The organism is Cupriavidus sp. a3 (assembly GCF_051015765.1).
Taxonomy (GTDB): domain Bacteria; phylum Pseudomonadota; class Gammaproteobacteria; order Burkholderiales; family Burkholderiaceae; genus Cupriavidus; species Cupriavidus oxalaticus_A.
The window spans coordinates 3,243,365-3,255,766 of the sequence record NZ_CP170643.1 but is presented as its reverse complement, the minus strand read 5'-3'; the positions used below and the strand labels follow the sequence as shown (position 1 = coordinate 3,255,766).

The window sequence follows — 12,402 nt, the reverse complement described above, 5'->3', positions numbered from 1 at the left end:
AGGCGAAAGAGGGCAGGCGGCGTCCTGCGTTGCCGCCCGGGAATCAGTTGGCCAGCGCGCGCCCGACGATCAGTGGATCGGCCTGGCCGATGGCGGTGGTGTCCCGGTTGGCATAGGGGAAGCGCGCCAGGATGTAGCGCAGCGCATTGAGCCGCGCGCGCTTCTTGCAATCCGAGCGGATCACCGTCCACGGCGCGTCGGCGGTGTCGGTATGCGCGAACATCGCCTCCTTGGCGCGCGTGTACTCGCCCCATTTGTCGAGCGACGCAATGTCGACCGGGCTGAGCTTCCACTGCTTGAGCGGATGGATCTCGCGTTCGCGGAAGCGGCGCCGCTGCTCTTTCTGGCTGACCGAGAACCAGAACTTGAACAGGTGGATGCCGCTGCGTACCAGGTGGCGCTCGAACTCCGGGGCCTGCTGCAGGAAGTCCTGGTACTCACGCGAGGAGCAGAAGCCCATCACGTGTTCGACGCCGGCGCGGTTGTACCAGGAGCGGTCGAACAGCACGATTTCACCGGCGGCCGGCAGGTGCTGCACGTAGCGCTGGAAATACCACTGGCCGCGTTCGGATTCCGTCGGCTTTTCGAGCGCCACCACGCGGGCGCCGCGCGGGTTCATGTGTTCCATGAAGCGTTTGATGGTGCCGCCCTTGCCGGCGGCATCGCGGCCTTCGAACAGGATTACCACGCGCTGCCCGGTCTCGCGCACCCAGGCCTGGAACTTGAGCAGTTCTACCTGCAGCCGGTATTTCTGCTTTTCGTAATTGCGGCGCGACATCAGGTTCTGGTAAGGGTACGCCCCGTCGCGCCAGCCGGCCGCGAGTTCATCGTCGGGCTGGCGCCGGCGGCCCGCCTGCCAGGCGCCGGGATCGCCTTCCAGGATCAGGCTGCGCAGCTGCGCGGCCTCATCGGGCGCCAGGCCGTCGAGCAGCGTGCGCATGGCGTCGAGCATGCTGGCGCCCTGGCCGGCGCGGCTGGCGAGAACGTCCTGCATGCTGCTGGCGGCCACTTGCACGGCGGCATCGACAGCATCGCTGATTTCATTGCGTTCGGCCGACAGGGCCGTGTTGGTCGGCAGCACATCGCCGCGCGCAGCAGGGCGGACATGGGGCTGCGAAGTGACGTGGGTATGAGCGTGCGCATGGGCGTGGGCATGGGCGGCAGGCGTATTGCGATCGGTCATGTGCAGTCCTTCGTTCAGGCCACACGCTGGCGCAGGATCTGGTAGAGCTGGTCCTTGATCTGCAGCTTCTCCTTTTTCAGCCGCTCGATTTCGAAGCCCGAGGCCGGCACCAGGCCGGACTCCATGTTGTGGATCTCCTGGTCCAGCGCATTGTGGCGATGGAACAGGCGGGCGAAGTGGGCGTCCTGCGTCTTCAGGAGCGAGATCTTGTCGCGGTATTCAGGAAACATGCGGGCTCTCCTCGGCTTGATCCGCGCGCACGGGGCGTGGCGCTTGGATTCATTCTGGGGAGGGCAGGGCGGCGCGACCTTGACGGGGATCATGGTCGGCCGGGGCGGCGGGAAATATGCGAATAGTCTCTGCGCGCCGGCAAGCGCTGCGGCCGCAAAGCAAAACGCCCGCCGGGGCGCGGCGGGCGTTTGTGTTGCGGGCGATGGCCATCAGGCCATGCCACCGACTCAGGCAGTGGCCGGCTTGGCGTTGTCGAGCGAGTACGGCGACAGCAGGCGCACCATCTGGGCAAAGGCCTTGGGGTTGCCCGCCAGCACTTCGCCTTGCTCCATCTGGCGCGGCTCGCCGTTGTAGTTGCCGACCAGGCCGCCCGACTCGGTGATCAGCAGCATGCCGGCGGCCATGTCCCACGGCTTCAGGCCGCGCTCGAAGAAGCCGTCCAGGCGGCCGCAGGCGACATAGGCCAGGTCCAGCGCGGCGGCGCCCGGGCGGCGCAGGCCGGCGCAGCTGCGCGTCATCAGCGAGAAGACCTCGAGGTATTCATCCACGCCTTCCAGGTCGCGGAACGGGAAGCCGGTGCCGATCAGGCAGTCGGCCAGCTTGTCGCGGCGGGTCACGCGGATGCGGCGGTTGTTCAGGAAGGCGCCGGCGCCCTTGCTGGCGGTGAACAGCTCGTCGCGGGTCGGATCGTAGACCACGGCCTGCACCGGCGTGCCGCGGTGCAGCTGGGCGATCGAGACCGCGTACTGCGGGAAGCCGTGGATGAAGTTGGTGGTGCCGTCGAGGGGGTCGATGACCCAGGTGTATTCGTGGGCGTCTTCGCCTTCGGCCCAGGACTGGCCGGACTCTTCCGCTAGAATGGCGTGTTCCGGGTAGGCGGTGCGGATGATCTCGATGATCGCGGCTTCGGCGGCGCGGTCGACCTCGGTAACGAAATCGTTGTGTTGCTTGCGCGAGACGCGCACCAGATCGACGTCGAGCGACGCGCGGTTGATGATGGATCCCGCCTTGCGGGCCGCCTTGACGGCGATATTGAGCATCGGATGCATGAATCTCTCCAGGCCGGCCATGAAGATGCGGCGGGGCACCACGGCACCGCGCGCCCGCTCATGGGCAGCTGACAACACAACGGATTGTAGAAGAACGCAGGGCGTCGCCGGTCTGGTTACTGGATGTGCCGCGAGAGTCTCGCAGGCACGTCATGACCTGGCGCCGCGCCAGAGAAGAACCCCGAATTGTATATGAACCCGGCAAATGATACGAGCCGCCCAACAGGCGAGCCTGATGCGCCGCACGCAGCCGGCGCAGAACCCGATGCCTTCGGCCGTGTGCGCTTCGTGCTGGTCGAGACCAGCCACCCGGGCAACGTCGGCTCGGTCGCGCGCGCGATCAAGACCATGGGCTTCGGCAGCCTGGTGCTGGTCTCGCCGCGCGAACCCGGCGTGCTGGGCCATGCCGACGCCATCGCCATGGCCAGCGGCGCCGACGATGTGCTGGCTGGCGCCGTGATCGTCGACCAGATCGACGCGGCCCTGGCCGGCGCGGCGCTGACCGTGGCCATGACCGCGCGCCAGCGCGAGTTCGGGCCGCCGCGGCTGCTGCCGCGCGCCGCTGCGGCGCGCGCATGCCAGACGCTGGCCGGCAGCGGCGACATCGCCTTTGTCTTTGGCAACGAGCGCTATGGCCTGCCCAACGACGTGGTCGAGCGCTGCGCGGCGGTCACGCATATCCCCGCCAATCCCGCCTATGCCTCGCTCAACCTGGCGCAGGCCGTGCAGCTGATCGCCTACGAGATGCGGCTGGCGCTGCTCGATGCAGCCCCGCCTGCCGTTGCGGCGGCGGACGCGGGCGCCAATATCGGCTATGCTGGTGAGCCGGCCACGGCGGAGCAGGTCGAGGCCATGTTCGGGCACCTGCAGGCGGGCCTGGAAGCGATCGGCTTTCTCGACCCCGCCAATCCGCGCAAGCTGATGCCGCGGCTGCGCCGGCTGCTTGCCCGCAGCGGGCTGGAGCGCGAGGAAGTCAACATCCTGCGCGGCATCGCCAAGCATATGCTGATGGCGCAGGGCCAGCCGGACCGCAAGTCGTAACTGGAGAGACGCACAGTGGCAGCAACCCGCAGCATTCCGAGAACGGACGACGCAGGCGTACGTGGCAAGCGCGCACGCTGTCGGCCCGTCGCGGCGGGTTGGCGCGCGCCGGGGCGATGTTGATCGCCGCACTGCCGCTGCAAAATCCCTGACGGATCCGGGGCCAATGGCCGGCGCCAGAACGCCGGCCGCAAATCACTTACACTCCCTGATCCCGTCCCCACCGGCCACCGACCTCGCCGGCGACCCTGCCCCAGGCGCAAGCCTCGCGTGGCGCGGCGCACGGCGCGGCAACACGACACGACCAAGATGTTCTCTCGCCTTAAGGAAGATATCGACACGATCATGCTGCGCGATCCCGCCGCGCGCAGCCGCCTGGAAATCCTGACCTGCTACCCCGGCCTGCACGCCGTGGTCTTCCACCGCTTTGCGCACGCGTGCTGGAACGGGGGCTTCCATTGGCTGGGACGCTGGATCTCGCACTGGTCGCGCTTCCTGACCGGCATCGAGATCCATCCGGCGGTGAGGCTGGGGCGCCGGGTGTTCATCGACCACGGCATGGGCGTGGTGATCGGCGAGACCGCCGAGATCGGCGACGACTGCACCATCTACCAGGGCGTGACGCTGGGCGGCACCTCGCTGTACAAGGGCCAGAAGCGGCATCCGACGCTGGGCGCCAACGTGGTGGTGAGCGCGGGCGCCAAGGTGCTGGGCGGCTTCGTGGTGGGCGACGGCGCGCGCGTGGGCTCCAACGCCGTGGTGCTCAAGCCGGTGCCGCCGGGCGCAACCGCGGTGGGCGTGCCGGCGCGCATCATCCTGCCCGATGCGCCGGCGGCGCAGCAGGGCGCCAAGCAGGAGTTCTCGGCCTATGGCATCACGCCGAACGCCGACGACCCGGTGTCGCTGGCGCTCAAGAGCCTGATCGACAATGCCGCGCGCCAGCACGAGCGCATCGAGGCCGTGCTGGCCGCGCTGGACCGGCTGGGCGAGCACCTGGAGAACACGCCGAACGACCGCTTCGATGCGAGCGAGTTGCGCAAGCTGATGAAGTAGGGAAAGAGGGCGGCCGGCAACGGCCGCTTTTTTTTCGCGCGATCTTGCGCGATCTCAGTCGGTCTGCGGCAGCAATCGGAAACCGCCGCCGTCGAGCTGCAGCACGGCGGCGCGCGGATGGCGCCCGTCCAGGTCCCAGTCGGTCAGCACCCAGCGCACGCCCGCGGCGTGTTCGTGGCGCGCCGGGCGATGGGTGTGGCCATGCACCATCAGCCTGGTCCCGGCCATGCCGAAGAGTTCGGCCGCGGCAGTGGGCGTCACGTCGCCGTAGACCATCGGTACGCCGTTGCCCTCGGCGGCCTGCCGCGCGCGGTTGCCTTCGCTGTCCGCACGCAGCTTGCGCGCGATCCCCAGGCGCGTACGCAGCGGCAGCGCCAGGAACAGCCGCTGCACCCAGCCCTTGCGGGTCCAGCGGCGGAAGCGGTTGTAGCGCTCGTCGTCGATGCACAGCATGTCGCCGTGGCTGAGCACCACGCGCTGGCCGGCGCAATCGATCACCGTGGGATCGGGCAGCAACTGCGCGCCTGCGGCGGCGGCAAAGCGCGTGCCCAGCAGGAAGTCGCGGTTGCCATGCATCAGGTACACGGCAACGCCGCGCGCGGCCAGCGCGCGCAGGGCACCGGCCACGCGTTGTGCGAACGGCGAGTCGGTTTCCTCGTCGCCAATCCAGAATTCAAAGAAATCGCCCAGGATAAACAGCGTGCGCGCGTCGTGCGCGGCGCGCTCGAGCGTGCGCTCGAAGGCTGCCAGCGTACGTGGCATGCCGGGCGTGAGATGCAGGTCTGAAATGAACCACGCCGGCGCCTGTACCTCGAGGGGACCGGCCACCGGCGTGCGGGGGATTGCGGTCATGCGCGGGGCCGGGAGGGAAGTGCCGGCCGGGCCGGGTGCACGTAACCGCAATCAGGGTGCATGGCTTGCTCGACGCTTGGTCGACGATTTAGTCGACAATTACTCGACGACGGTGGCCTTCTCGATCACCACGTCTTCCAGCGGCACGTCCTGGTGGAAGCCCGAGCTGCCGGTGCGCACGCCCTTGATCTGGTCGACCACGTCGGTGCCTTCCACTACCTTGCCGAACACGGCGTAGCCGAAGCCCTGCGGCGTCGGCGAGGTGAAGTTCAGGAAGTCGTTGTCGACCACGTTGATGAAGAACTGAGCGGTGGCCGAGTGGGGCGCGTTGGTGCGTGCCATGGCCACGGTGTAGCGGTCGTTCTTCAGGCCATTGCCGGCTTCGTTCTCGATCGGCGCGTCGGTGCCCTTTTGCTTCATGCCGGGCTCGAAACCGCCACCCTGGATCATGAAGTTCTTGATCACGCGGTGGAAGATGGTGTTGTCATAGTGGCCCTTGCGGACATACGACAGGAAGTTTTCGACCGATTTCGGCGCCTTCTCGGCGTCGAGTTCGATGGTGATGACACCCTGGTTGGTTTGAAGCTGGACCTTGGACATGGTTTCCTCTGTTCGGTGTGTTATTTGACGACAGTGGCCGACTCGATCACGATCGGCGAGGCCGGCACATTGCGCATGGGGCCGTAGGCCGTGGTCGGCACGCTCTTGATCTTGTCGATCGTGTCCATGCCTTCCACCACCTTGCCGAAGACTGCGTAGCCGTTGCCGTCCGGCTGCGGGTAGTCGAGATTCGGATTATCCACCACATTGACGAAGAACTGCGCGGTGGCCGAGTCGGGGTTGCTGGTACGCGCCATGGCCAGCGTGCCGGCCTTGTTCTTCAGGCCGCCGCGGGCTTCCAGCGGGATCGGCGCGCGCGTGGGCTTTTCCTTCATGTCGCGGTCGAAGCCGCCGCCCTGCACCATGAAGCCGTTGATCACGCGATGGAAGATGGTGCCGCTATAGAAGCCGCTCTTTACATATTCCAGGAAGTTGGCCACGGTCTTGGGCGCGACGTCCGGGTACAGTTCGACCGTGAACTTGCCGGCGCTGGTGACGAACTGGACGCGCTCGGCGGCCTTCTGCTGCGCCAGCGCGCTGAACGACGACAACGCGAGCGCGCCTGCGGTCAGTGCGGCCAGGGCGATGCGACGGGAACGGATCATGGGTGGAACTCCGGTGAGTCGGGATGCAAACGGCCCGGACGCCATTGCGCCCGGACATTCTTGGCAGGGGCGTCAGTTGGCTGCCGGGGCGCTGGCCGGGGCCGCGCGCTGTGCCGGAGCCGGCTTGCGGTTGCCGGACGGCACGCCCGCGGTCCCGGTCGTGCCCGTCGCCGCGGGCGTGCCGGTGGCTGCCTCCGGGCGCAACTGGCGCAGCCCGGCGCTGGCACGGGTATCGGCCGGATTGCGGCGCAGCGCCTCCGCATAGGCCTGCTCGGCCAGGCGGCGGTAGACGTCGCCCAGATTGGTGTAGGCGATGGCAAAGGCCGGCTTGACCTCGGTGGCCAGCAGCAGTTCGGCCTCGGCGCGCTTCAGGTCGCCGCGCTTGGCATAGAGCAGCGCCAGGTTGTTGTGCGGCTCGGGCAATTCGGGGAAGTCCGCCGCCATTTCCGTGAAGGCCTGGATGGCGGCGTCCTCGCGCCCGGACTGCGCCAGCGCCCAGGCGCGCTGGAACCGTGCCTGCGCGTTGCGCGGATTGGCCGCGATCACGCGGTCGAAGCCCTTGATGGCGTCGTCATAGCGGCGCGCGTTGGCGGCCTGCTGGGCCTGGGTCATGCCGGGGTCGGTCGAGCGGATGCCGTCCAGCGGCGACGTGGGCGCGGGTAGCGACAGCGGTCCCTGCTGGGCCTGCGCGGGCCCGGCCAGCGCTGCGGCCAGGGCCAGGGCAGCCGTGGCGGCCAATGCGGGACGCGGGCGAAGCGCGGCGGCGAGCGCGGCGGTAGGCGAGGAGGGCAGCAGCAGGCTCATTGAAGACAGGTCCGTTATACTCCGCGGCATTCTAGCAAAGCGGCACGGCCGGCACTAAAGCCATGGTCCGGGCAAGCGTCGGCAAGCGCGGGCGGCCGCGGCAAATCCCCGGCGCGCGGTCTACCGGCACATCGCCTTCCGGTAAGATATGGGGCGCGGCGGAATTGCGCCAGTGGCGCCAGTGCCGCCTCCCCCGACCATTCACTTCGTTTCATGCAGCCTCTGAACATCTACAACACGCTCGCGCGTGAGAAGCAGCCATTCGTGCCCATCGAACCCGGCAAGGTCCGCATGTATGTCTGCGGCATGACGGTGTACGACTACTGCCACGTCGGCCACGCGCGCGTGATGGTGGTGTTCGACATGGTGCATCGCTGGCTGCGTGCCGCCGGCTACGAGGTGACATATGTGCAGAACATCACGGATATCGACGACAAGATCATCCGCCGCGCCGCCGAGAATGGCGAGACCATCGGCGCGCTGACCACGCGCTTCATCCAGTACATGCACGAAGACGCCGCCGCGCTGGGCGTGATCCGTCCCGACCACGAGCCGCGCGCGACCGACTACGTGCCGCAGATGCTCGACATGATCGGCAAGCTGGAAGCGAAGGGCCTGGCCTACCAGGCCAGCGATGGCGACGTGAACTACTCGGTGCGCAAGTTCGACGGCTATGGCAAGTTGTCCGGCAAGTCGCTGGAAGACCTGCGCGCGGGCGAGCGCGTCAGTGCCAACGACGCCAAGCAGGACCCGCTCGACTTCGTATTGTGGAAATCCGCCAAGGCCAGCGAGCCGCCCGAGACCAAGTGGGAGTCGAAGTGGGGCAGCGGCCGGCCGGGCTGGCACATTGAATGCTCTGCCATGAGCTGCGCGCTGCTGGGCGAGCATTTCGACATCCATGGCGGCGGGGCGGATTTGCAGTTCCCGCACCATGAGAACGAGATCGCGCAATCGGAAGGGGCCAGCGGCAAGCCGTTCGTCAACATGTGGATGCACAACGGTTTCGTGCGCATCAACGACGAAAAAATGTCCAAGTCGCTTGGCAATTTCTTCACGATCCGCGAAGTGCTGAAGGCGTACGACGCCGAAGTCGTGCGTTTCTTCATCCTGCGCGCGCACTACCGCAGCCCGCTCAACTACAGCGACGCGCACCTGGACGACGCGCGCCATGCGCTGACGCGCCTGTACACCGCGCTGAAGGACACGCAGCCCGGCGGCTGCGCGGTCGACTGGGAAGAGCCGCACGCGAAGCGCTTCGCCGAAGCCATGGGCGACGACTTCAACACGCCGATCGCGATGTCGGTGCTGTTCGACCTGGCCAGCGAGATCAACCGCACCGGCTCCACCAGCGCCGCGCGCCAGCTCAAGGCGCTGGCCGGCACGCTGGGGCTGCTCGAGCGCGATCCGCATACCTTCCTGCAGGGCGGCAAGTCCGCGGACGGCCCCAGCGCCGAGGAAATCGAAGCCAGCATCGCCGCGCGCAAGGCGGCCAAGGCCGAGCGCAACTTCGCCGAAGCCGACCGCATCCGCGCCGAACTGCTTGCCGCCGGCATCGTGCTGGAAGACAAGCCGGGTGGCGCGACCGAGTGGAGGCGTGCTTGAACGCTGCCGCGCGCAAGCCCGCCAACGCCACCGCCGTGCCGGCAGCCGCCGGCCGGTCGAAGGCGGCCGGCCCGCGTCCGGCCAAGGCGAGCGCCAGCGAGGCACCGCTGTCCGACGGCAAGGCGGCGGGCAAGGCGGTGGCCAAGTCCACGCGCAACGCCAAGGCGGTATTGCCCGAGGCCGACGCGCTGCCGCTGCCGGTCGAGACCGTCATTGACGCGGTCCGTCCCGCTTACTGGGACGAAGCCTGCGCCGACCTGATGAAGCGCGACCGCATCCTGCGCAAGATGATCCCGAGCTACGGCCCGGCGCACCTGGTGTCGCGCGGCGATCCCTTCGTCACGCTGGCGCGCGCCGTGGTGGGCCAGCAGATCTCGGTCAAGGCGGCGCAGTCGGTGTGGGAGCGCCTGCACACGGCCTGTCCCAAGCTGACGCCGGCACAGTTCCTGCGCGCGGGCACCGAGAAGCTGGCCGGCTGCGGATTGTCCAAGCGCAAGGCCGAGTACATGATCGACCTGGCCGACCACTTCAAGGCGGGCCGGGTGCACGTGGCCGAATGGGCGCAGATGGACGACGAAGCGGTGATCGCGGAGCTGACGCAGATCCGCGGCATCGGCCGCTGGACGGCCGAGATGTTCCTGATGTTCAATCTGATGCGGCCCAACGTGCTGCCGCTCGACGATATCGGCCTGATCAATGCGATTTCCGCCAACTATTTCAGCGGAGAACCGGTCACGCGCAGCGAGGCGCGCGAGGTGGCGGCCAACTGGGAACCGTGGCGGACGGTGGCAACCTGGTATATGTGGCGTAGTCTGGACCCGTTGCCTGTGACGTACTAGGCATCGGAACAACAAAAATCAGAAGCAGGTGCGTTGCACGCTATCTGGCAGGCGCTAAGATAGCGGCCAATTTCCGGTAGAATGCGCCCCTTCACAGACAGGTACGTGTGATTTTATGAAAACCACCTTCCTGGATTTTGAGCAGCCCATTGCCGAACTCGAGGCAAAAATCGAAGAACTGCGCTTCGTGCAGGACGATTCGGCTGTCGATATTTCCGAAGAGATTTCGCGGCTGGCCGGCAAGAGCCAGCAGCTGACCAAAGACATCTATGCCAACCTGACCCCGTGGCAGGTTGCGCAAATCGCCCGCCACCCCCAGCGTCCCTACACGCTGGACTACGTGCGCGAGATCTTTACCGATTTCCACGAACTGCACGGCGACCGCACCTTTGCCGACGACCTGTCGATCGTCGGCGGCCTGGCGCGCTTCAACGGCCAGGCGTGCATGGTGATCGGCCACCAGAAGGGCCGTGACACGAAAGAGCGCGCCCTGCGCAATTTCGGCATGCCCAAGCCCGAGGGCTACCGCAAGGCCAAGCGCCTGATGGAACTGGCGGACAAGTTCGGCCTGCCGATCTTCACCTTCGTCGACACCCCGGGTGCATTCCCCGGCATCGACGCGGAAGAGCGCGGCCAGTCCGAGGCCATTGGCCACAACCTGTACGTGATGGCCGGCCTGAAGGTGCCTCTGATCGCCACCATCATCGGTGAAGGCGGTTCGGGCGGCGCGCTGGCGATCGCCGTCGGCGACGTGGTGCAGATGCTGCAGTTCGCCACCTATGCCGTGATCTCGCCGGAAGGCTGCGCCTCGATCCTGTGGAAGACCGCCGAGAAGGCGCCGGAAGCCGCCGAGGCGCTGGGCCTGACCGCGCACCGCCTGAAGGCGCTGGGCCTGATCGACAAGATCGTCAACGAGCCGCTCGGCGGCGCGCACCGCGATCACAAGGCCATGGCGGCGCTGCTAAAGCGCACCCTGGCCGAGTCGCTGCGCCAGTTCCAGGGCATCAGCGTGAAGGAACTGCAGGCGCGCCGCTACGAACGCCTGCTGGCCTATGGCAAGTTCAAGGAAACCGGCGCCCCGGAATGATCCGTCCGCCCGGCTGACCGACAAGGTCGCACAGGCCCTGCAGGGCGGTGCGGCCTTTGTTGTTTCTGGGAGCGGCGCGCCGGTGATCGCGGTGGCGCTGTCGGGCGGACGCGATTCGGTCGCGCTGCTGCATGCCGCGCGCGCCGCCACGCAGGGCACGGCGGCGCGCGTGGTCGCGCTGCACGTGCATCACGGCCTGCAGGATGCCGCCGACGAATGGGACCGCTTCTGCGAGGAGTTGTGCGGGCAGTGGCAGATCGGCTATTTCGTGCGCCGGGTCGCGGTTCGGCAGGCGGCGGGCGAGGGCGTGGAAGCTGCCGCGCGCCGCGCGCGCTATGCAGCGCTGGCGGCGATGTGCGCCGGCAGCGGGGCGCGCCTGCTGCTGTTCGCGCATCACCAGGACGACCAGGTCGAGACCGTGCTGCTGCGGCTGTTTCGCGGCGCCGGGGTGGCCGGCATGGCCGGCATGCCCGCGCTGCGCCCGCTCGATGCGCACAGCGGCGTGATGCTGCTGCGGCCGTGGCTGGACCTGAGCCGCGATGAGATCGATGCCTACTGCGCCGCCAATGCGCTGCGCTGGATCGACGATCCCTCCAATGCCGACGCGCGCTATGCCCGCAACGCCCTGCGAGCGCACCTGCCGGCGCTGGTGACGGCTTTCCCTGCATTGCGCGCCAACGTGGCCCAGGCCGCGGCGCATTTCGCGCAGGCCAACGAGCTGATCGACCAGCTGGCCGCCGCCGCGATGGCGCAGCTGGCGCATCCGGGCCGCGATGCCGATACGCTCGCCGAACTCGATCTAGCCGGTTTGCGCGCACTACCGGCGGCGCAGGCCGATGCGGTGCTGCGGCTGTGGCTGCGCGACCTCGGCACGCGCGCGCCATCGACCGCGCGCCTTGCGGCGATGCGCGCGCAACTGGTCGCGCACGAGGGCGGCGAGCCAGCCATCGCCCATGACGGCCTGGTCCTGCGCCGCTTCCGCGGCCGCGTGCTGGCGTGCACGCCGCCGCCCGCGCAGCCTCCCGAAACCGTGTCGCTCGACTGGCGCGGCGAGGACCGCATCGTCGTGCCCGCATGGCGCGGCGAGCTGCGCTTCTTCCGCGACGACAGCTTCGGCGTGCCCGAAGCCGTGCTGCGCCAGCCGCTGCGGCTGGCGCCGCGTGCCGGCGGCGAACGGCTGGTGCTGCGGCCCGGAGGCCCGGCACGCGCGCTCAAGCAAGCCTGCCAGGAGGCTGGCATCCCCGCCTGGCGCCGGGCGTGGCTGCCGCTGCTGTGGGCAGGCGACACCCTCGTGCTTGCCGCCGGACTCGGCATGCACCGCCGCTGGCCGGCCGAGGCGGCGGCACCGCGCTGGCGCGTCGAATGGCATGCGCAGCCGCCGCAAGTGCCGGGCGCGGCGCGCTGAACGCCTCGCCGCGGCAATGACGAAGCGCGTCGATCACATCGGGAAAGCCCG

At 68.2% G+C, this 12,402-nt stretch carries 13 protein-coding genes; 6 read left to right on the top strand and 7 right to left on the bottom strand.

Going from position 1 to position 12,402, the window contains the following annotated elements; translation table 11 throughout:
* Positions 1-43: 43 nt before the first annotated feature.
* The 3 genes from ppk2 to ACAD63_RS15635 all read right to left on the bottom strand — a co-directional run bounded on the left by ppk2 (position 44) and on the right by ACAD63_RS15635 (position 2,463).
* Positions 44-1,183, bottom strand: a complete 1,140-nt coding sequence (gene ppk2 / locus ACAD63_RS15645) for a polyphosphate kinase 2 (protein ID WP_434032941.1) — start codon at positions 1,181-1,183, stop codon at positions 44-46.
* A gap of 14 nt (positions 1,184-1,197) precedes the next feature.
* Entirely contained in the window at positions 1,198-1,413 is a 216-nt protein-coding gene (locus ACAD63_RS15640; protein ID WP_133097501.1) for a YdcH family protein, read from the bottom strand.
* A 228-nt stretch (positions 1,414-1,641) separates the two neighbouring features.
* The gene (locus ACAD63_RS15635) at positions 1,642-2,463 is read right to left on the bottom strand and encodes an inositol monophosphatase family protein (protein WP_133097500.1); all 822 of its coding nucleotides are present in this window, start codon (positions 2,461-2,463) and stop codon (positions 1,642-1,644) included.
* 192 nt (positions 2,464-2,655) lie between these two features.
* Here ACAD63_RS15635 and ACAD63_RS15630 point away from each other — a divergent pair, with 192 nt between their 5' ends.
* Both ACAD63_RS15630 and cysE read left to right on the top strand, forming a co-directional pair.
* Positions 2,656-3,504, top strand: coding sequence for an RNA methyltransferase (locus ACAD63_RS15630; RefSeq protein ID WP_133097499.1), 849 nt, complete (start codon positions 2,656-2,658; stop codon positions 3,502-3,504).
* A 309-nt stretch (positions 3,505-3,813) separates the two neighbouring features.
* The gene (gene cysE, locus ACAD63_RS15625) at positions 3,814-4,557 is read left to right on the top strand and encodes a serine O-acetyltransferase (RefSeq protein ID WP_133097498.1); all 744 of its coding nucleotides are present in this window, start codon (positions 3,814-3,816) and stop codon (positions 4,555-4,557) included.
* A 54-nt stretch (positions 4,558-4,611) separates the two neighbouring features.
* Here cysE and ACAD63_RS15620 read toward each other — a convergent pair whose 3' ends face one another.
* The 4 genes from ACAD63_RS15620 to ACAD63_RS15605 all read right to left on the bottom strand — a co-directional run bounded on the left by ACAD63_RS15620 (position 4,612) and on the right by ACAD63_RS15605 (position 7,418).
* Positions 4,612-5,409: a UDP-2,3-diacylglucosamine diphosphatase gene (locus tag ACAD63_RS15620; RefSeq protein WP_133097497.1), complete on the bottom strand. Its 798-nt coding sequence runs from the start codon at positions 5,407-5,409 to the stop codon at positions 4,612-4,614.
* 99 nt (positions 5,410-5,508) lie between these two features.
* Positions 5,509-6,009: a peptidylprolyl isomerase gene (locus ACAD63_RS15615; protein WP_133097496.1), complete on the bottom strand. Its 501-nt coding sequence runs from the start codon at positions 6,007-6,009 to the stop codon at positions 5,509-5,511.
* A 20-nt stretch (positions 6,010-6,029) separates the two neighbouring features.
* Positions 6,030-6,614, bottom strand: coding sequence for a peptidylprolyl isomerase (locus tag ACAD63_RS15610; RefSeq protein WP_133097495.1), 585 nt, complete (start codon positions 6,612-6,614; stop codon positions 6,030-6,032).
* 72 nt (positions 6,615-6,686) lie between these two features.
* Positions 6,687-7,418, bottom strand: a complete 732-nt coding sequence (locus ACAD63_RS15605; RefSeq protein WP_135704959.1) for a tetratricopeptide repeat protein — start codon at positions 7,416-7,418, stop codon at positions 6,687-6,689.
* 213 nt (positions 7,419-7,631) lie between these two features.
* On the opposite strand from ACAD63_RS15605, the gene cysS reads away from it, so the two are divergent.
* The 4 genes from cysS (at position 7,632) to tilS (ending at position 12,351) form a co-directional block, all read left to right on the top strand.
* Complete coding sequence (gene cysS, locus ACAD63_RS15600; protein ID WP_133097493.1) at positions 7,632-9,020, top strand: cysteine--tRNA ligase; 1,389 nt, start codon at positions 7,632-7,634, stop codon at positions 9,018-9,020.
* Complete coding sequence (locus ACAD63_RS15595; RefSeq protein WP_371704857.1) at positions 9,005-9,859, top strand: DNA-3-methyladenine glycosylase family protein; 855 nt, start codon at positions 9,005-9,007, stop codon at positions 9,857-9,859. The genes cysS and ACAD63_RS15595 overlap by 16 nt, the downstream gene beginning before the upstream one ends.
* 115 nt (positions 9,860-9,974) lie before the next feature.
* Complete coding sequence (locus ACAD63_RS15590) at positions 9,975-10,946, top strand: acetyl-CoA carboxylase carboxyltransferase subunit alpha (protein WP_029046926.1); 972 nt, start codon at positions 9,975-9,977, stop codon at positions 10,944-10,946.
* Positions 10,912-12,351, top strand: a complete 1,440-nt coding sequence (gene tilS / locus ACAD63_RS15585) for a tRNA lysidine(34) synthetase TilS (protein WP_434032940.1) — start codon at positions 10,912-10,914, stop codon at positions 12,349-12,351. The genes ACAD63_RS15590 and tilS overlap by 35 nt, the downstream gene beginning before the upstream one ends.
* Positions 12,352-12,402: the final 51 nt, after the last annotated feature.